Here is an 18,295-nt window from a genome sequence, read left to right as displayed (position 1 = left end):
GAGCCCCGCCAGGGCTGCAATCCCGGGCGGGGCTCGCTTCGTGTCGTGGGCCGGTCAGGTCACCGGCGCGGAGTGCCGGGGTCGATCACGACGCCGTCCTCGATCACAACGCCGTCCCCGAAGACGAAGTCGCCGTGCTCGGCGCCGGCCTCAGCCGCGGCGGCGAGCGCCTCCGCGACCCGCTTCGGGTCGCCGTTGCCGATGGCGGAGTTCTTGATCCAGCTGGCCATGGAAGCTCCCTCTCATGTGGTGTGGACCGGGCGGTCCCCCCGGGCCACCCCCCAGGACGGAAGGGGTGGACCAGGAGCACCGGCCGGAGCTACTTCTTCTTGGCGTCCTTGTCGGGCCCGGTGTTCACGGTCTTGCCCTTGACGACCCGGCCGTTGACGATCGTGGCGCCCTCGCCCACCGCGCAATTGGAGATCGTGACGCGACCGCCGGTGTTGACGATCCCCGTGTTGACCTGCTCGTTCTCGTAGTTCGCCATGTGCTCTCCTTCGTGGTGTGGTGGACCCTGGTGGTCCCCCGGACCGCCCCGGCCCCGCGCGTCGAGCGCAGGGCCGGGGCGGACGGGCACCCCAGGGGGTCAGATGACGACGGGCGCGTCCTCGTCCTCGTACTCCTCGCGGCGGCGGGCTTTGGCGTACTCCTCACTGAGCCGGTCGAGCAGAGCCTTGGCCTCGGCCTCGGTGAGCCCGTACCGCCTCTCCAGCCTTTGCTCGGTCGCGAGCTGCCCGTCCTGCTGTCCGTCCAGGAGCCACTCAGGGGAGTAACCGGGATGGACCAGCTGCGGGTCCGGCTCGAACGCGGCCAGCGGGAGCGCGAGAACCGCCTGCGCGAAATCCAGATGGCCGCGGGCTATGGCGTGGGAGACGGCGCGGGTGCGGCGCACCTCCAACGGCTCCCGGTACTCGCGCAGCTCCTGCTCCAGGTCCAGGACCCGGGTCCGGGCCTCATACAGCTGCTCGCGAAGCCCCTCGACCTGCCCAGCCGCGTCCCAGCGGGCTCCGGTCTCGTTCTCAAGGTCGATGCGCAGCTTGGCCGCCTCGCGGTCGCGGTCAGCGATCCGGGCGCTGGCCGTACGCAGTTCGACCTCCAGCTCCTGGACCCGGTCCTTGCAGCGTCGGTGCATCATCCGGCAGTGGTCCTTTCCGTGGTGGGCGCTGTTCAGGCAGTGATCGTCTGGGGGGCACGGCCGTCGCGGCTGTAGCCGCACACGATGCAGTCCTGGTCGCCGGGGCTGTAGGTCGAGCAGGCCTTGCACCGCCAGATGGAGGTGGCGGCCAGGGCGTCGCGTTGGGCGGTCAGCGCCGCGATCTGGGCGTCCAGGAGCGCGAGGGGGTCCACGCCGCCGACGATCACGCGGCGGGTGCCGATCTTGGTCACCGTGTAACCGCAGGCCCGCAGGGCCTCCACGACCTCGTCGGTGCCGTCGACCCCGTCGTTGGACAGGACCACGAGAAGGCCGGCGGGGGTTTCCGTGCCTTCCCAGATGGCCCGGCCCAGCGCCTGGATGATCGGGTAGACGTCCCTCTTGGGGGGCTGCTGCATGGCGCGGTCCTTTCTGGTGTGTGTGCTGGTCAGGCGGCGGTCAGTAGGTCCAGGCCGTGGTGTGCGGCGGCGTGGCGGCGGGTGCGGGGCTCGATGGCCAGGACGCGGCGCAGCGTGGCGCGGCCCTCGTCCGGGGTGGACCAGGCGCCGGTCAGCTTCGTCGCGGCGTCCTCGTCGCCCAGGACCTCGGCGAGGTCGTCGTGCACGGCCACGGCCAGGTCCTCGGCGGCCTCGCGGTCATCGTGGACCTGGCCGTCGTCGTCGCCCGGGTGGTGCGGGTGGTGCGGGGCGATGGTGTTCGGGGCGTCGGGGGCGGTGGACTCGGGGTAGATCCGCACCTCGGAGTCGTAGACGGCCTTGGGGTTCGCCGGGGCGGGGGCTTCGGGGGTCTGCTTGACCGCGGGGAGCAGGGGGGTGATGTCGGTGATCCCGGCCCGGGCGGCGTGCTCGGCGAGGAACTCGACGTCCTCCTCGCGGGTCTCCTCCCACAGCGCGTCGTGCAGGCGGGTGTGCTCGGCCCGCCAGGACCGCTCGGGCTGGAACATGAGGTCGCTCGCGAGGCGGCCGCCGGCCTTCTCGATCGCCACGGCGATGTCCCAGTCAGCAGAGGTCGTACCACCCTCGGTGGCCACACGTACGACATCGGCAGTGGTGGCTCCCGTGGCGGCGACAACCTTCGCGAACAGGGACACGACTCCTCCAGCTGGCTTAGGATGCGTCAAACTTGCCAAACGCATCTTCCCTTCCAAACGCTTGGTGCGTTTGGCTGGTCCAAACTTTAGCCAGGCTGTGGTGTAGGTGTCAAGCGTTTGATACGTTTGGCGCAGCCAAAAGAATCCGGCAGCAAGGAGAGCGAGATGCCAGCACAGAGGACGCCCTTGTATCTGCAGCTCGCAGAGCGGCTCCGTACACGGATCACCAGCGGCGAGCTTCAGCCCGGTGAGCTGATGCCCACCGAGAGGGAGGTGGCCCAGGAGGCGAACGTCAGCCGCGCAACGGCCGCAAAGGCCCTGGAGGTACTGGAGCAGGAGGGCCTGCTCACCACAGGCCACAGCCGTGCCGGACGCCGGGTCCGCCGCATCCAGATCATGCCGGTACACGCGAGCCGCACCGAATCCCTGGAGCGCCGACGGGCCGCCGGTGTGGACGCCTGGGTCGCCGACGCCAAGGAAAACGGGCGGGAGCCCGGCCAGACCATCGACGTGGGGCTCGTCTCCGCCGATGAAACCATCGCCAGCAAGCTCGGCCTGGACCCGGGCGAGACCGTGGTGGCCAGGCGCCGCATGCGCACCCTGGACGGCGAACCGTCCAACATGGCCGACACCTTCTATCCGATGTCGGTCGCCCAGGCCGTCCCCGGGATCATGAGTCCCGCCGACGTTCAGCCCGGCGTGATCGCGCTCATGGCCGAGCACGGCTACGAGCTGACCCACTTCGTAGACGAGCTGCGGTGGCGCCCGCCTACCCCTGACGAAGCTCACCTGTTGCGCATCGGCCAAGGAACCGCCGTGCTGATCCAGTGGCGCACCGGCTACATCGATAACGAGGCCGTGCACCTGACCCGCACCATCTGGCCCGGCGACTCCATCGCGCTGATTTTCGAGCTGCCCGCATGAGTTGGAGCGTGCGCCAGGCCACCCTTGAAGACCTCGATGACGTGGTGCGCATCCTCAACGAGGCAGGGAATCGCCTGGCCGAGAAGGGCTATGACCAGTGGGGGCGCGGCTGGATGCCGCATTCGCGCATGGCGGCCATGATCGAACGGGGCGAGACCTTCGTCGTCCACAACGGGGCCGGCCACCTGGACGCCACCATCACCATGGCCCCCGACCCCGGCCCGTTCTGGCTTCCCGAAGAGCGGGCGGAGCGGGCTGTCTACCTCGGCAAGCTCGCCCGTGCCGACGACGCCACCCCCGGAGTCGGGGAGTGGACGATGAACGTCTGGGCCCCTGCCTGGGCCCGGAAGCAAGGGTTCGAGGTGATCCGTCTCGACGCCTGGGCCACCAACCCGGATCTTCACGCGTACTACCGGTCCCGCGGGTGGAAGTACGTGCGAACCGAGCGTGTCGAGGGCAACAAGTCCGGGGCCCTCTTCGAGCTCCGGCTGCCTGCCCATGGCCAAGGCTGAGCCCTCCGCACACGTGGGGTCGGAAGTACGCATTTTCCGGCTCCACCGCCGAGTTCTTCCAGAAGGCCTTGGGCATCGCCTAGAACCTCGCCGAGGCGATCGTCCAGCGCTGTGGCCGCTTTCGGCCAGATCGAATCCCGTCTGCCGACTCCAGGAGACCGCGAGGCCAGGTCGGAAAGTTCGCAACGGCAGGGCTTCCGCGCAACCGAACGACCCAACAGAAGCTGCGAAACCTTGGTTGCGCGGCCCCTCTCGGTTGTGATCCGAGAGGGGAGTGTTACCCACAGAGAGCCAGAATGGTCGCTGTGGTACGCGGTACCCATGAAAACGACGAAGGCCCGGGGGGCAACCCGGGCCTTGTCACACAAACAGATGAGCTGGTCGATCGTGGACCAGGACGCTCACCCAGACACCACCCATCGTACCCATTCGGGGCGATGAGTCCACTGAGCTGCCCTGCCCGCGGTCGGTCCGGAAAGGCCACCGCTTTGCCCCACTCCATCCAGCAGCCGGTCAGGGACGACGGCTCACCCATCCTGGGCCCCTCCGGGCGCCCGCTCTACCTTCCCCACACCCAGATCCCCGGCTGGGCAGTGTTCAACGAGGAGGTGGACGCCAGCGCCCTGGGCCTGCTGGCGTTCCTGTACCTGTTCGTCGACCAGGCCAAGGGGGAGCTGTCCTCCTCCATCACTACCGCCGACATCTGCAAGCGCTTCGGCGTGCAGCCGGACACCGTGATGCGCGCCACCGCACGCGCGCGCAGCCCGCTCGGCCTGATCCCGCGCCTGGCCCAGGCCCACGCCCTGACCGTCGGCCCGAACTCGGTCAAGACGCGCGACTGCGAGCAGTGCCAGACCGTCCGGGACGAGCCGTGCCCGCCCTCGTGCACCTCCCGCAAGGGGCGGATCCGCCGGGCCCCGCGCTTCGAGCTGGCCTACGACCCCCCGGGCGGCTTCGCCTACCCGGGCCCGCTCAGCCGGTGGGAGTGGCACAACCCCAAGCGCCTCGCCAAGCGCCTGCGCGACGAGGGGCCGGACAGCACCCTGCCGCCCCAGAACCGCATGGAGGTCCTGCCCTTCGTCCAGGTGATTTCCTGGCCCATCCTGGACCGCACCATCGGCCTGATCGAGCTGGGCGTGTACGTCTTCCTTGCCGCCCACACCAGCCTGGCCGACGGAGCGATGTCCACCGGCGAGGACCTGTACCGCAACGCGATCGGACGCCGCTTTGGCTGGTCCGACAACCACGTCAGCAAGATCACCAAAACCCTGGAGGACCGCAAGCTCATCGCCAAGAACGGGCTCGTACAGGGGTCGGAGCACCGCTTCGGCCACACCAGCGAACCCACGTCCTACGTGGTCCGGGTGATGCCGCCCGCCGGCCTGATGCACCCCGGACCCCTCGGGGCCGGGGAGCAGCGCGACGCGGACCTCATCACCCAGCGCCAGGAAGCCGTGCGGTCCGTCCCCGAAGCAAGCCTCCGATTTCCTCGGGTGCCCTCTGACCTGCGAATTGTGGGTAACTCGGGTTTTCCACAGGAGGGCACCCGCGCAAATGAGGGGCTGTGGACGGGGAAATCGGAGGCTGTGGACGGGGAAATCGGAGACCTAAATACACACCCCACTACACACCCTCAGACACACCCCTCTCCGTCCGCGCAGCAGCCTCAGCCACAGGGCGGGGTGCCGCATCCGCGCGGTGCGGCCACGGATGGAGAAGAGTTCTCTCAGGGAGGGTCGAGGTCCGGCGCGGAGCCGCCTGCGGCGGCCCCGGCCGTTCCCGACCCGGTGCTGGTCCTGGTCGAGCGGTACGTGCCGTCGGGGATGTGCCTGAAGGGTCAGGACGACCAGCGGTCGCTCGTCCGGCGCCTGCGGACCCTGCTGGAGGCGGGTCACCTGTCCGAAGGCGAGCTCGGTGACGTCTTCGACGGGCTGGAACAGGTGGTCAAGCCGTTCCCCGTGGTGGCGAACCGGCTCAGCTCGGTCTCGCGGCTGACCGCGCACCTGGAGGTCGTGCGCCGGCGCCGGGCCGAGGAGGCGGCAGCGGTCGCCTCTTCCACCCGTGTGCCGGGTGAGGGGCACTGCCTCGAGCACAACCTCGCCTGCATGCCCGAGCTGTACCTGAAGTACAACGCCCCGATGTGCGTGGAGTGCGAGAAGGCCCTCCAGGGCAAGCCCCGGGCCGCAGTGGGCCAGGGTGGCACGGACGGAGAAAACCAGGGGTGGTCAGAGGAGGAGGTCGCGGAGAAGTTTCGCCAGAGCCTGGACAACGCCCGCACCGGTGCTCGTTCTCCGAGGCGTGAGCAGCAGCCAGCTGCCGCCCCAGGCCCCCTGGAGGCGTTCCTGAAGGCCATGGAACCCCAGCCGGAGCCCGCGTACTGCGGATCCTGCAACCAGGAGTTCCGCACCATCACCGTCCAGGTGAGCGCGACGCACGTGGAAAGGCGACGCTGTCCTCGATGCCATTGGAGCGTGGCCAAGGCGGGGTGAAGCAGACATGTCACCTTTACTTTGTATAGGTGGGGTACGGATGCACCAGCCTCAGATGACATCAGCCCACGTGACTGGTCCGGCCGGGGTTCTGGCGCGAGCCTCCGGTGGGTGCGCACATCGGATGCGCGCCAGGTTCCCGGTCGGCTCGGGGGGTCCCGGGGGCGCGAGCCCCCGGGTACCACCAGTCGTTCGCCAGGGACGCTTTGAGGGGTGTGTCCTGTGCCATGAGGCACCACACTCCTCCTTTGTAAGAGAGAACCCGGCACTCTGGTGCTGTGATCAGGCAAAACGTCGTAGTGAAGGTGTGCTGGAACACGCCTTCGCGACAGTGGAGGCGTGTTCGGGCCCCACACTCGCCAGGAGCGGTTCGACGAAGGCGTGTTCCAGCACAACAAAATGACGCAGTTAGATAGAGTTTCTGTACCCCCACCTCTGTTCGATGTGCCGGGGGTGCATCACACAGACCCACACGATCGACCGGGAGAGTACGTGGCGACACCAGCGAGGAAGCCGACGCTGCGCAGCCTGCCCGGGCTCAAACCACCGGAGCCGCCGCCGGTGGAGGAGGTGACCAAGAACCACACCATCAAACTGGCCCACGGCGACGAGCTGCACGTCACCCGCCAGGCCCGGACCCAGTACGACTTCGTCGGCGGTAGCTACTACCAGATGTCCCTGCCCCTGTCCTTCGAACTCGGGCGGCTCCGGCTCAGCGGCGCCGAGTTCTCCCTGCTGCACCTCCTCATGGGGTCGCAGGAACGGGGCGGCATCATCAAGCTCAAACAGACCGAGATGGCTGAGGAGATGCGTTCGGAGCGCGGTGAGGTCAACAAGCTGCTGAAGAGGCTGCGCTCTTGGGGGCTGGTCATCCCCGTGAGCCGCGGCGTGTACCGGGTCAACCCCCGGGTCGCCTTCTACGGCACCAGCAGCGAACAGGCCGAGGTCATCGCCCAGCTCCCCGACGGCGCCCCCGAGATCACGTTGCCCCAGCCCCGGGACGCCCGCGGCCGGACCACGAAGAAGGCGGACGGATCATGAACGAGGCTCGAGAGTCGGTGGGCGAGTACGGGTACTTCACCAGCAGTGAACTCACCCTGGTGATGCCCATGTACCGCCTCAGCTCGACCCAGCGTGACGTGTGGGACACCATCCTGGGCTGGATGGAGCCCGGCGGTCTTGTGCGCCGTGGCCGCCAGGACATCGCTGACCGGCTGGGCATCCACCCCAACACGGTCAGCAGCGCGTTGTCCCGGCTGATCGAGCTGCGGTTGCTCTGGCGCAAGGGTCAGCGTCTGTTCCAGGTCAACCCCCACGCGGCCTACAAGTCCAAGACCGGTGACCCGGAGGAGTGGCTGCGAGCCGTGGCGGACCTCTCCGGAGAGGCGCCCTCCCTGTTCGCTCCCACCTACACACGCCGGCCCCCACGGCGTCGGGACGACGGCCGAGCGAAGAACCGACACCTCAGGTCGGTCTAGGGGGCGAACCAAGTACGCCGGAAAGCGGCAATGGGCCATCGTTCCCGCAGGTCAGAAGGTAGACCAATCAGCATCGGTCCTTCCTGAGCTGGACTTCATCAGACGAAGGAATCCTTCATCAGATGAAGCGCGTTGCCCCTTCCGGCCGTACTTGGTTCGCTCCCCGTCTAGGGGTGGGGCCAGACCGGCCTCGAACCCGAAGGGGGCCGCAGCCGCCGGCTGCGGCCCCCTTCGGGCGTAAAGCGCATCTGATGCAATACGCACGCTTAGCGCACGTAGCTGATGTGGACGTGATCCTGGTGATTTTCCGTGAGGCTGCCCCTGTCTTCCATCCCGCACCACTTGCCGCCGGGCACGTCAGGGACGTCGTTGTACCAGTGCGGGGTGCGGTCCGAGCGTGTGCACGCGGTCCAGCCGGGGTTCCAGATGCTCTGCTTCCAGATCACGTACTTCACGCCCAGGCGCTCGAAGTTGCTGACGTACCAGAGCGCGAGCTGGTCGCCGGCCGCGTCTTCGGCGGCCGACCCGGCGGTGCCGATGCCGGTGGTCATCAGGTCGCAGGCCTGCCCCAGGCCGTGGTCGTCGGCGGTGGAACGCAGGCAGTACGCCGATCCCGGCCGCGTCCACTGGGCGTCCGGGAACGCGGCGATGGCGGCGTCGCGGCTCGCGCACGAGAGCGGGGTCGCCGACGTGGGGGTGGAGGTGTCCTCGCACGATCCGATCGGGCCTGAGCCGATGCCGGTCAGGTCGGGTGCGTCGCCGCCGCCGGCTGCGGCCCCCGGGCCGACGGGGATGGCGTTGTACTCCTCGGCCTTGGCGATCACCGTGTCCACGTACCGCTGGCTCTGGTTGTAGGCCCGGACGCGCGCCTCGAGCGTGGCGGGGTCGGTCAGGTCGGTCTCGCCGGGGCCGCACAGGTAGGCCACCGCGGCGCGGGCGGCGTGGAAGATGTTCTGGGGGTCGGGGTCGCTCACCCCGGGGTTGGCGTCGGGCGCCCAGGCCGTCCAGGTGCCGGGGATGAACTGCATCGGTCCCACCGCTCGGTCCCATGCGCTGTCGCGGTCGTAGCGGCCGCCGTCGGTGTCGGGGATCGCCTGGACCCGGTCCCCGCGGTCGTTGATGATGCCCCCGTTCAAGGCGACGCCGACGATCGGCGGGCTCACCGTTCCGTCCGCGCCGACGGTGCCGCCGTAGTACAGCCCGTGCTGAGATTCTTCGTGGCCGATACCGGCCAAAAGTCCCCAGGTCATACCGGTGCAATCCGGGGCGATCTCCTCGGCTGCGGCCGCGGCCTGCCCGTAGGCCTGCAGGACCACGTCGGGAATGCCGTCCACGTGGGCCGGAGTTCCATTTTCGCTGGTGGGGGAGCCGAAGCCCGAGCACGCGGTGGTCGAGACCAGGAGCAGCGCCAGGGCCGCGGCCTGCGTGCGGCGGGTGGGGTACCAGCAGCTCAAGGGGTTTTTCCACTTCTCGTGATTAATGGCTTGCACGTGCATGTCGTGGGGCGATGGTATAAATGCGCACGCTGAGCATAAAAGCACGATCAGGACATAAGGGGTGGAATGTCCGAAGAGGGACCAATGTCATTTCCCATGGTCACGCCACGTGCTATGGAATCGGCCGGTGGTACTCCCATCCACCCGGCCCCGCCGGGGCCGGTCGCTGCCCACGAGGTTCTCCTCGTGCCAGCGTCCCGAGAACACGAGCACGCCGCCCTCACCGCCGCGGCGCTGCTGACCGCCGTCGCCGACCCGGGCGAGGGCCTACTCGTGCGCGCCGTCCTGCCCCAGGACGACCTCGTGCCCGAGCGGCACCTGGTCGTGGTCGCGCCGTCCACCGCACGCGGCCTGGCCGACGCCACCGCGCTGATCTCGACCTGGCGGCCAGCCCTGGCCCAGCCCGGGCTGCTCGTCGTGCGCGACGTCCCGCTGCCCCCGCCTCGCATCGTGGTCCAGCGCACCCGAGCCCTGGCCGACCGGGTCGAGATCAGCGTGGAGATCCCCTACCTGCACCGGTTGCGCCTGGTCGACGAACCCGCCCACGCCCTCCAGGGCAAGGGCCGCGACGTGGCGCGTACCCGCCGCCGGCTGCGCGACATCCGTCGGCGCCTGTACACGGCGACCTTCCTGGCGGCCGGAGGAGGGCCGGGGGAGCCCGTGCCCTCCCTCACCCTGGACCCCGCCGCACCCCACCCCGTCGACCAGCGTGCCCACCTGCGTGTGAGCACCCGACTCTGAAACGAACCCCTATGGACATGCTCTCCCTGGTCGTCGAAGCCGCGTCGGCGGCGCCCCTCCTGGACTCCGCCCCCCACCTGAGCGCAGCCGCCCCGGTGCCCATGGAGCCCTCGCCCACGGGCTACCCCAACTGGGACGCCCCGCCAGCGGCTCCGCCGGGCTTGGCCACCTACGGCGAGATGTGGATCGGCTGGGGGTACTGGGTCGCGGGCCTGGTGGCTTTCTTCGGCCTGGTCGCCGCCGGGGTCATGATGATGATCGGAAAGCTGGGCTCCCGCTCGGCCGTCTCCGCCGACGGGCTGCGCCACGGTGTCGCCGTCATCTTCGGCGTGTGCCTGGTCATCATGGCCACGAGCATCCTGACCGGATTGTTCGCGACCTGATGTCCACGCCAGCGCAGATCGCGCGCAACGCCGCCCGCTCCCGCCGCCGCCTCTACGTGGCTCTGGGAGCCCTGCTGCTCGTGGCCGCGGTGGCCGCGACCTGGTTCGTGACCCGCACCAACAGCGGGCAGATCCCGCCGCCCGAGCCCACCGCCGCCCCGAGCGCCGCCCCGCCCTCCCCGGGCGAGGAGGACTTCGTGCCGGTCGCCGGCCAGGACATGGCCCACGACCGGTTCCCGGTGGGCTTCCCCCACAGCCCCGAGGGCGCCGCGTCCATGGCCGTCGTCTACCTGCAGGCCCTGTCCACGAACGACGCCGAAGCCCTGGCCTTCGCCTTCGACGCCTACGCCGACACCACCGACCCCGACGCCGACGTCGACGAGTGGCTCTTCCCCCTGCGCGCCGACGACATCGAGGACCACCTGCCGCCCGGCGGGAGCTTCGACCGCGAAGCCTTCCCCTCGCCCAGCTCCTACTACTACATCGCCCCCGTCGGCGTGACGTGGGACGAGGTCGACGCCGACACCATCGACGTGTGGGTGCTGGCGAACGAGGAGGTCAGCGACGGCAGCACCGCGGCCTTCACCCGGTCCTACATCCACGGGATGCGCCTGGAGTGGGATGCGTCGGTGCGCTCGGGGGACTGGGTGATCACCGACATCGAGGACCCCAGTAGGTCCGCGGCCTTCGACCTGGGCGAGGAGTACTACAGCCTGGAGCACGAGCTGTGGCAGCCCATCTTCTTCCCCGAGGGGGACGCGGGAGACGGGGAATGAAGCGCGCGTGGATGGTGGTGCTGTACGCCCTGTGCCTGGTGTTCCTGGTGCCCGCGGCGGCCTTCGCCGACGAGTACGACAAGGACTCCGCCGACGCGCTGGAGGCCGCCGGCTGGCAGGGCATGACCGGCACGGACATGGGCGACACCGGCCAGGGCATCGTGGGCGACACCGGCCGCGTCCTGCGCTGGTGCAAGACCGAGACCGACATCAACGACGACGACCGCGCCTCGGTGCCCTTCCTCGGCGACGCCGTCGTCGAGGACGCCCTGGAGGAGTTCAAAGCGTTCTACCGGGACGCCTACGAGGGCTCGGATGTGGCCTCGGACCCCGACACCGACTTCGTCATGGTGTGCCTGGCCCCGGACAGCGGTGACGAGCGCGACTTCTGCGTCACCAGGAACTTCACCATCCACTCGCGAGACAGCGGCTTCCGGGACGATGAGAAGGCGAATCAGTGCTGGGACTCCGAGGGCGAACCGTCCCGTAGCGGCGCCGAAGAGATCCGCGAGTTCATGGACGACCCCCTCGGGGCGATCGCCGACTCCACGCTGGCCCAGTTCGCGCAGTCGCTGGGCCACGGGGTTCGGTGGTTCTTCGCGATGCTGCTGTACTGGTGGATCACCATCCCCCACTCCGACGTGGAGAACGCCCCCGCGGGAGCCCTGTGGCCCTACATGATGGGCACCGGCATGCTGCTGGGCACCCTGCTGCTCATAGGGCAGGGCATCAAGATGATGATCTCCCGCCAGCCCGGGATCATCGTCTCCACCCTCAAGGGCCTGGCCGTGTTCGTCGCCACGTGTGCGTGCGGGGTGGCGGTGCTCGGCTCGGCCGGGCACGCCGCCGAGAGCATGACCATCGGCTTCCTTCAGCTCGGCAAGGACCTCAGTGCGCAGGGGTGCACCGAGTACCAGGCGTCCGTGCCCCAGGACGACGGCCTGGAGCTGGACTACCCGCCGCTGGAGGCCGCCGCCGACAGCGACGACGAGGACCGGGCGCTCACCGAGGAGGAGGCCGAGGCCGAGCGCGTGGGCGACCTTGGTAGGGCCTTCGGTAACTGCGCGGCGGCCGCCCTGTTTGCCCACGTCCCCTACCTGGGCTTCCTCGTCCTGCTCTACATCGCGGCGTTCCTCATGACGTTCGTGCAGGCGGTCCTGCTGGTGGTGCGCGAGGCGGCCCTGCCCCTCATGGCGCTGCTGCTGCCCATCGCCGCGGCCGGGCAGATCGGCGGCACCGCCAGCAAGCGGTGGCTGCCGGGACTGCTGGCGATGATGGCCACCCTGCTGCTCTACAAGCCCGCGATGGCCATCATCTTCGCGGTGGGATTCACCCAGGCCACCCTCTCCGACCAGGTGATCGACATCATCGGCGGCATGGTGATGCTCCTGTTCGGGGCCATCGCACCCGTGGTGATGATGAAAACGTTCAAGCCGCTGATGGCCAACGTGGTCGAGGGCGGGGTCTCAGCAGGGTCGGTACTGAACAACGCCTTCATGGCGGGGCAGATGGGCGGCTCGGTCTCCAACTTCGTGGAGAAGCACGCCCAGGTCCGCGCCGCGCAACGGCGCGCCGCCTCCGAGGCCGCCCACGCGGGCGGCGGGGTCGCGCTCACCGCGACCAAGCAGGCCGCCACCACCGGCGCTGCCGCCGCGGCAGGCCCGGCAGGGTGGGCCGCCAAGGCAGCGCAGACGGTGGGCCAGGCCTTCAAGACGATGGGCTCGCTCCTGCTCGGCAAGGGCGCCGGAGCTGAAGAGGGCGAGGCGCTGGGCCAGGCGGCGGGACGCTACACCCACACCCCGGGCGCCGAACAACCGCCTGGAGCTGACCGGCCTGGGGCTGCGGGGGGACTGCGGGTGCGCGAGCAGTCCGGAAACGAGCCGGTTCCCCCGTACACCCCCGCGGCCGCCGACCCCGGCATCGTCCCGGGCGGGGCCGCGCCGGCCCCCGAACCGGAGCCCCGCGCCTGGAGGAACGCTCCCCCAGTCGATGACCCCGGGGCGCCGGCGGACCCCGCTCCGCCAGCGGGAGCCAGCCGCCACCAGCAGGACCTGCCGCCGCTGCCGTCGGATGACCACGACCAGGAGGACCGATGAGTACACCGCTGTACGGAGGGTGGCGGCGGGTCCGCTCGCTCGGTGTCGCCGGGCTCGACGGCCGCCAGACCGGCCTGCTCGCCCTGGCCGTGGCCGCGCCCTTGCTGCTGGCACTGTTCCAGGGGCTGGTCACCGCCCTGTGGCTGGTGCCGGGCTCGGCTGTGCTCGCCGTGGCGGCTGCGCTGTCCATCCGCGGGGTGTGGGTGGTTGACCTGGCCTCGGCGTGGCTGCGGTTCAACGCGGCGCGGATGCGCGGCCAGACCGCCTACCGGGCCCAGATGTGGGCGCCCTACCCGCGCCGGTGGGACCTGCCCGGCGTGCTGGCCCCGACCCGGCTGCTCGATTTGAACGACCCCGGCCGCGGCGCCGTCGGGCTGGTCTGGAACCAACGCGGGGGATTGATGTCAGCGACCTACCTGCTCTCCCCCACCGGGGCGCTCCTCGCTGACCAGGGCACCGTCAACTACCAGGTGGGGGCGTGGGGACAGACCCTGGCCGCGCTCGCCGACGACACCGCCGTCTCCCACGCCGCCGTCACCATCGACCTGACCCCCGCCCTGGGCACCCACCTTCCCCAGCACGTGGCCGCGCGCACCGACCCCTCCTCCCCGGCGCTGGCCCGCCAGGTCATGGACGAGGTCGTGGCGGCCGCGCCGTCCACGACGACCCGGATCCGGGCCCGCCTGACGCTGTCGGTCGACCCCACGAAGACGTCTGCGCGCGACGTGGACTCCTCAGTGGCCGAGACGCTGCGTTCGCTCGGCGGGCTGTCGCTGTCAGCGGCCGGGGTGGACGTGTTGCGCCGCGCCAGCGCCGACGACCTCGCCCAGATCATGCGCACGGCGTTCGACCCCGACGCCGAGGAGGTCACCGACCCCGCCTTGTGGTCCCGGCTGGACTGGCCGGACGTGGGTCCGATCGCCGCCCAGGAGGAGTGGTCCTACTACGCCCACGACGGCGCCTACTCCGCGACCTGGTGCCTGGTCGAGGCCCCCCGGCAGTACGTCACGCACGACGTTCTGCTGCCGCTGCTGCTGCCCGGCCCCTACAGCCGACGGCTCACCCTGCTGTACCGCACGCTGTCCCGCGAGGAAGCCGGGAGCGTGCTCAAGAGGGAACAGGATGCGTCTACCGCGCGGCGGATCTACCACCACAAGACCGGTCGCGACCCTTCCGCGCGAGACGAGGCCGACGCCGCCCGGGCCGAGCGCGCCGCGGCCGAGGAGGCCCAAGGCGCTGGCCTGACAGAGTTCAGCCTGTTCGTGACCACCACCTGCTCCTCCTTCGAAGAACTGGAGGAAGCTCGACGCCACATCGCCCAGGCCGCCTCCCAGTCCCGGCTGCGCATGCGCCCCTGCTGGGGCGGCCAAGCCGCAGCTTTCGCCATCGGGCTCGGCGTGGCCGGCCTCTACCCCCCGGACCTGTGATGCGACGACACACCAAGCCGCCCCGTACCGTTACCGAGCGCGCCGAGGCCCCCCGGTTGCACGGGGACGTCATCGCCCCCAAGCGCGGGTGGCCCGACCCGGCCGCCGGCCGGGCCGGGCACGTGGAGACCGGCCACGCCTACCTGGGCACCACCCGCCAGCTCGCCGGCCTCTACCCCTGGATGCAGGCCAGCGGGTTGCCGGTCGAGGGCATCCCGCTGGGGCCGAACCTTTTCACCAGGCAAATGACGGCCATCGACCCGGCCGGATGGGTCGGCACCTTGACGACCAACCCGGGCGTTTGGGTGCAGGGCCAACCGGGCGTGGGCAAGAGCGCCATCGCCAAGCGCCTGTGCCTGGGGTATGCCGCCTACGGCTACCAGGTGCTGTGCCCGGGCGACGTCAAGGGCGAGTACTCCCAGCTCGTGGAACACCTGGGTGGACAAGTTGTGCGCATCGGCCGGGGCATGGACCGCATCAACCCGCTCGACAGCGGCCCGCTCGGGCGGAAGATGCACACCCTGCCCGACGCCGAACAGGAGCGACTCAAGTCCGAGATCAACGGCCGCAGGTCGGAGTTCCTCCACGGCCTGCTCTCCGGGGCGCACGGGCTGGGGCGGCGCACCACCGCCCCGGAGGCCTCCGCGCTCACCGAGGCCCTGCGCGTGACCACCGAACGCTCCACGCAGGACCCGACCATTCCCGAGCTGGTGGCGGTGCTGCGCTCCCCGCCCCAGGAGATCTACGACCGCCTCCTGGTCGCCGACCACGCCCAGTACGTGGAGCTGGTGCGCGAGGTCATCACCGCCCTGGGTAACTTGTGCGACGGGCCGTTGGCGGGCTTGTTCGACGGGCCCACGACAACCCCGCTGAACTTGGACGCCCCCGCGGTCAGCGTGGACCTGCGCTCGCTGCTCAGCGCCGGCGACCAGGTCGTGGCCGCCGGACTGCTCGCCACCTGGTCCTACAGCTACGCGGCCGTCGACACCGCGAGGGCGTTCGGTGCGGCCCACCGCCCGCTCATCCTGCCGCTGGACGAGATGTGGCGGGCCCTGCGCGCCGGCCCGGGCATGGTCGGCGCGCTCGACTCCATGACCAGGTTGAACAGGAGCAAGGGCGAGATCAGCTTGATGATCACGCACTCCTTGCGCGACCTGGAAGCGCTGCCCACCGAGGAGGACCGCGCCAAAGCGGCGGGCTTGATGGAACGCTGCGACACCATGGTGCTCGCCGCCATGCCCCCCTCCGAACTGGACCGCATCTCCGCCCAGCGCACCCTCACCGAGGAGGAGCGCCACCTCGTCTCCTCCTGGGCCTCCCCTTCCTCCACCGGAGCCGACGGCGCCCACGCCATCCACCCCGGGCGTGGCAAGTACCTGGTGCGCATCGGCTCGGGCGAACGCATCGGCGAGGCGGTGCAGCTCCAGCTCACCCCCACCGAGTTGAAGCTCTACGACACCGATGCGGCCATGCGCCGCAAGATCCGCGAGGAGGCCTGACCCGTGGCCCGTAACGATCGCCGCCAGGTGGGCTTCTTCGCGGGCGACCCCATGATGGCCACGGCCGCAGGCGGCCTGGTCCTGGTGTTCGCCCTGCTCGGCCTGGTGTGGCTCGGTGGCACCGCGGGCGCGTGGGCCTCCGGTGCCGGATGGCACCCGCCCCGCTTCGGGCCCGCCATGATCTTCGCCGCACTGCGCGGCCAGAGCCCGTGGCCCGGCGTGGACACACCCTGGATCGTCGGCGGGATCGCCGCCGTCGGCGGCGCGGTGGTTGCGGCAGCGACCACCGGGACAACCCTGTTCCTGGGGCGGTTCCGGGCGTCCGTGCCGGGACTGGCCACGGTGCGCGACGTCCGCGACTTCACCCACGGCCCCCGCCTCGAGCAGGCCCGGCGGCTGCGCACGGACCTGAAGGACAAGCCCCGCAAGGAGATCACCGGCGCCGACGTCGGCCTCATTCTCGGCTTCCTCGAAGGCACCCGCACCCTGTTGCGCGCCAGCTTCGAGGACGTCATCCTCATCCTGGCCGGACCGCGCTCGGGCAAGACCAGCCGGATCGTGGCCCAGCAGGTGTTGGAGGCCATCGGATTCTGCCTGGTCACCAGCGTGCGGGCCGACGCCTACGCCATCACTGCCCGCGCTCGGGGCAAGCTCGGCAAGGTGTTCCTGTTCGACCCCCAGGAGATCGCCCACCGCCCGCAGGAGACCTGGTGGGACATGCTCGGCTGGGCCGGACGCAAGCTCGACAACGCCCGCCGCGTCGCCAGGAACTTGTCCAAGACGGTGGAGGATCCCGACAAGCGCGGCGGGGACGCCTACTTCACCGCCGCCGGTCAGGCCACCCTCACCAACCTGCTCTACGCCGCCGGGCTCGGCGGCCGCCCCTTGTCGGACCTGCTCGCCTGGTCCACCGACCACCTGGACGCCGCCCCCGTCGACATCCTGCGCGAGCACGGCCTGGGCGCGCTGGCCGACAGCCTGCGGGAGACCGCCGAACTGCCCGATGAGACCCGCCGCGGCGTCTACGGCCACGTCCAGCAGGCCCTCATGCCCTTGTACGACCCCCAGATCGCCCGGTGGGTCACCCTCCAGGACGGCGCCACCGAGTTCGTCCCCGAGGACCACGTCGGCCGCACCGACACCCTCTACCTGCTCTCCAAGAAGGGCTCCGGCGGTGCCTCGGGGGTCATCGCCTCCCTCACCGACGCCTGTATCGACGCCGCCGTCACCCAGGCCGAAGCCACCCGCGGCGGACGCATCCAGCCCCCGCCCCGGCTGACCCTGGACGAGGCCGCGAACGTCTGCAAAATCGAGGACTTGCCCGACCTGTACTCCACCCTGGGCGGCATGGGCATCCAGGTCACCACCATCCTGCAGTCCTACGACCAGGGCGTGGACGCCTGGGGGCGCTCGGGGATGAAGAAGATGTGGGGCGCGGCCACCGTCAAGCTGATCGGTGCCGGTCTGGACGACTACTCCTTCGTCGACCAGGTCTCCCAGCTCGTCGGCATGCGCGCCATTGTGGAGGAATCGTTGTCCACCTCCCGCCAGGGCGCCTCCACCACCCGCTCGAGGCGTCGCGAGCGCATCATCGACGCCGCTGAGGTGCGCGAGTTGGAGAGGTCCACCGCGTTGATGTTCGCCACATCCACCAGGCCCGCACTGATTCGCATGCCCGCGTGGTTCGAGGGCCCCGACGCCGACCGGCTGGCCAAGGACAAGGAGGCCATGGACCTGGAGACCGAGCGCCTGGCCGCCGAGAAGACGACGAGGAGGAGCCCCGCGTGAGCGATGCAGAACCGGCGTCCACCGGCCAGGAGAAGAAGAAACCCGAGTACCGGGCCGACCTGCAGCACCTGGACTCGCCCTACTTTCCCCACCACATCCCGGGTGCCGAGCAGGCCGAGGTCGACAAGCTCGTGCAGTGGGTCGAGGAGTGGGTGGTGCCGACCTTCGTCTACGCGGTTCGCCAGGACCAGCCTTGGTGCCCGCAGTGGATCGAGCACGACGACGCCGTCACCTTCCTGCACGCTGCGTTCCGCGCCTTCCAGGACCAGGTCAACACCGAGGGCAAGAGCGGGCTGACCGGGCCCTCCACGTGGCTGCACCACCACCTGCTGCCCACGCTCAAGTACCTGCGCGACCCCCAGGGGCCCTTCAAGCGGTGTGCCCGCAGCACCTCCAAGGTCGAGCACCATCTCCCCGAACAGGCACCGGCGGCCGCCGGATAA

General features: G+C 70.1%; 19 protein-coding genes. 13 read left to right on the top strand and 6 right to left on the bottom strand.

From position 1 onward, the window contains the following. Positions 1–59 precede the first annotated feature (59 nt). The 5 genes from ACWGL3_RS04400 to ACWGL3_RS04380 form a co-directional block, all read right to left on the bottom strand. Complete coding sequence (locus tag ACWGL3_RS04400) at positions 60–230, bottom strand: hypothetical protein (protein WP_452460870.1); 171 nt, start codon at positions 228–230, stop codon at positions 60–62. Between the two features lie 89 nt (positions 231–319). Next, on the bottom strand, positions 320–487 hold the full coding sequence (locus ACWGL3_RS04395) for a hypothetical protein (protein ID WP_452460869.1): 168 nt from the start codon (positions 485–487) through the stop codon (positions 320–322). 99 nt (positions 488–586) lie between these two features. Beyond that, positions 587–1,135 (bottom strand): hypothetical protein, encoded by a 549-nt coding sequence (locus tag ACWGL3_RS04390; protein WP_452460868.1) that lies wholly within the window; start codon positions 1,133–1,135, stop codon positions 587–589. A 32-nt stretch (positions 1,136–1,167) separates the two neighbouring features. Then, entirely contained in the window at positions 1,168–1,551 is a 384-nt protein-coding gene (locus ACWGL3_RS04385) for a hypothetical protein (protein WP_452460867.1), read from the bottom strand. Positions 1,552–1,580: 29 nt separating this feature from the next. Next, positions 1,581–2,243: a hypothetical protein gene (locus ACWGL3_RS04380; protein ID WP_452460866.1), complete on the bottom strand. Its 663-nt coding sequence runs from the start codon at positions 2,241–2,243 to the stop codon at positions 1,581–1,583. Positions 2,244–2,429: 186 nt separating this feature from the next. Between ACWGL3_RS04380 and ACWGL3_RS04375 the strand changes: the two genes are divergently transcribed. The 5 genes from ACWGL3_RS04375 (at position 2,430) to ACWGL3_RS04355 (ending at position 7,646) form a co-directional block, all read left to right on the top strand. Next, positions 2,430–3,167, top strand: a complete 738-nt coding sequence (locus tag ACWGL3_RS04375) for a GntR family transcriptional regulator (RefSeq protein ID WP_452460865.1) — start codon at positions 2,430–2,432, stop codon at positions 3,165–3,167. Between the two features lie 8 nt (positions 3,168–3,175). Then, the gene (locus ACWGL3_RS04370) at positions 3,176–3,679 is read left to right on the top strand and encodes a hypothetical protein (protein WP_452460864.1); all 504 of its coding nucleotides are present in this window, start codon (positions 3,176–3,178) and stop codon (positions 3,677–3,679) included. Positions 3,680–4,167: 488 nt separating this feature from the next. After that, positions 4,168–6,168, top strand: a complete 2,001-nt coding sequence (locus ACWGL3_RS04365; RefSeq protein WP_452460863.1) for a hypothetical protein — start codon at positions 4,168–4,170, stop codon at positions 6,166–6,168. 492 nt (positions 6,169–6,660) lie between these two features. After that, positions 6,661–7,209: a hypothetical protein gene (locus tag ACWGL3_RS04360; protein WP_452460862.1), complete on the top strand. Its 549-nt coding sequence runs from the start codon at positions 6,661–6,663 to the stop codon at positions 7,207–7,209. Continuing rightward, positions 7,206–7,646 carry a hypothetical protein gene (locus ACWGL3_RS04355; protein ID WP_452460861.1) on the top strand — a complete coding sequence of 147 codons (441 nt, stop codon included), beginning with the start codon at positions 7,206–7,208 and terminating at the stop codon, positions 7,644–7,646. Before ACWGL3_RS04360 ends, ACWGL3_RS04355 begins: the two co-directional genes overlap by 4 nt. Positions 7,647–7,912: 266 nt before the next feature. On the opposite strand, the gene ACWGL3_RS04350 is transcribed toward ACWGL3_RS04355, so the two are convergent. Further along, positions 7,913–9,142: a hypothetical protein gene (locus ACWGL3_RS04350; protein ID WP_452460860.1), complete on the bottom strand. Its 1,230-nt coding sequence runs from the start codon at positions 9,140–9,142 to the stop codon at positions 7,913–7,915. Between the two features lie 186 nt (positions 9,143–9,328). Here ACWGL3_RS04350 and ACWGL3_RS04345 point away from each other — a divergent pair, with 186 nt between their 5' ends. From ACWGL3_RS04345 to ACWGL3_RS04310, 8 genes are read left to right on the top strand one after another with little or no spacing between them, the layout of a single operon-like run. After that, complete coding sequence (locus ACWGL3_RS04345) at positions 9,329–9,883, top strand: hypothetical protein (RefSeq protein ID WP_452460859.1); 555 nt, start codon at positions 9,329–9,331, stop codon at positions 9,881–9,883. A gap of 11 nt (positions 9,884–9,894) precedes the next feature. Next, on the top strand, positions 9,895–10,266 hold the full coding sequence (locus ACWGL3_RS04340; protein WP_452460858.1) for a hypothetical protein: 372 nt from the start codon (positions 9,895–9,897) through the stop codon (positions 10,264–10,266). After that, complete coding sequence (locus ACWGL3_RS04335; RefSeq protein WP_452460857.1) at positions 10,266–11,042, top strand: hypothetical protein; 777 nt, start codon at positions 10,266–10,268, stop codon at positions 11,040–11,042. Before ACWGL3_RS04340 ends, ACWGL3_RS04335 begins: the two co-directional genes overlap by 1 nt. Further along, positions 11,039–13,138, top strand: coding sequence for a hypothetical protein (locus tag ACWGL3_RS04330; protein WP_452460856.1), 2,100 nt, complete (start codon positions 11,039–11,041; stop codon positions 13,136–13,138). Before ACWGL3_RS04335 ends, ACWGL3_RS04330 begins: the two co-directional genes overlap by 4 nt. After that, positions 13,135–14,565, top strand: coding sequence for an SCO6880 family protein (locus tag ACWGL3_RS04325; RefSeq protein ID WP_452460855.1), 1,431 nt, complete (start codon positions 13,135–13,137; stop codon positions 14,563–14,565). Before ACWGL3_RS04330 ends, ACWGL3_RS04325 begins: the two co-directional genes overlap by 4 nt. Beyond that, a complete protein-coding gene (locus ACWGL3_RS04320; protein WP_452460854.1) occupies positions 14,565–16,064 on the top strand; it encodes an ATP-binding protein in 1,500 nt (499 codons plus the stop codon). Before ACWGL3_RS04325 ends, ACWGL3_RS04320 begins: the two co-directional genes overlap by 1 nt. 3 nt (positions 16,065–16,067) lie before the next feature. Next, positions 16,068–17,852, top strand: coding sequence for a type IV secretory system conjugative DNA transfer family protein (locus ACWGL3_RS04315; RefSeq protein WP_452460853.1), 1,785 nt, complete (start codon positions 16,068–16,070; stop codon positions 17,850–17,852). Then, positions 17,849–18,295: a DUF4913 domain-containing protein gene (locus ACWGL3_RS04310; RefSeq protein ID WP_452460852.1), complete on the top strand. Its 447-nt coding sequence runs from the start codon at positions 17,849–17,851 to the stop codon at positions 18,293–18,295. Before ACWGL3_RS04315 ends, ACWGL3_RS04310 begins: the two co-directional genes overlap by 4 nt.

Source organism: Nocardiopsis sp. NPDC055824, assembly GCF_053616335.1.
This window is presented reverse-complemented; position numbering and strand designations above follow the sequence as displayed.

Bases quoted from the DNA above. Each gene is read 5' to 3' on its own strand.
- ACWGL3_RS04390 (WP_452460868.1), bottom strand. From the start codon at position 1,135: ATGATGCACCGACGCTGCAAGGACCGGGTCCAGGAGCTGGAGGTCGAA.
- ACWGL3_RS04340 (WP_452460858.1), top strand. From the start codon at position 9,895: ATGGACATGCTCTCCCTGGTCGTCGAAGCCGCGTCGGCGGCGCCCCTC.
- ACWGL3_RS04325 (WP_452460855.1), top strand. From the start codon at position 13,135: ATGAGTACACCGCTGTACGGAGGGTGGCGGCGGGTCCGCTCGCTCGGT.
- ACWGL3_RS04395 (WP_452460869.1), bottom strand. From the start codon at position 487: ATGGCGAACTACGAGAACGAGCAGGTCAACACGGGGATCGTCAACACC.
- ACWGL3_RS04350 (WP_452460860.1), bottom strand. From the start codon at position 9,142: ATGCACGTGCAAGCCATTAATCACGAGAAGTGGAAAAACCCCTTGAGC.
- ACWGL3_RS04385 (WP_452460867.1), bottom strand. From the start codon at position 1,551: ATGCAGCAGCCCCCCAAGAGGGACGTCTACCCGATCATCCAGGCGCTG.
- ACWGL3_RS04330 (WP_452460856.1), top strand. From the start codon at position 11,039: ATGAAGCGCGCGTGGATGGTGGTGCTGTACGCCCTGTGCCTGGTGTTC.
- ACWGL3_RS04335 (WP_452460857.1), top strand. From the start codon at position 10,266: ATGTCCACGCCAGCGCAGATCGCGCGCAACGCCGCCCGCTCCCGCCGC.
- ACWGL3_RS04400 (WP_452460870.1), bottom strand. From the start codon at position 230: ATGGCCAGCTGGATCAAGAACTCCGCCATCGGCAACGGCGACCCGAAG.
- ACWGL3_RS04355 (WP_452460861.1), top strand. From the start codon at position 7,206: ATGAACGAGGCTCGAGAGTCGGTGGGCGAGTACGGGTACTTCACCAGC.
- ACWGL3_RS04320 (WP_452460854.1), top strand. From the start codon at position 14,565: ATGCGACGACACACCAAGCCGCCCCGTACCGTTACCGAGCGCGCCGAG.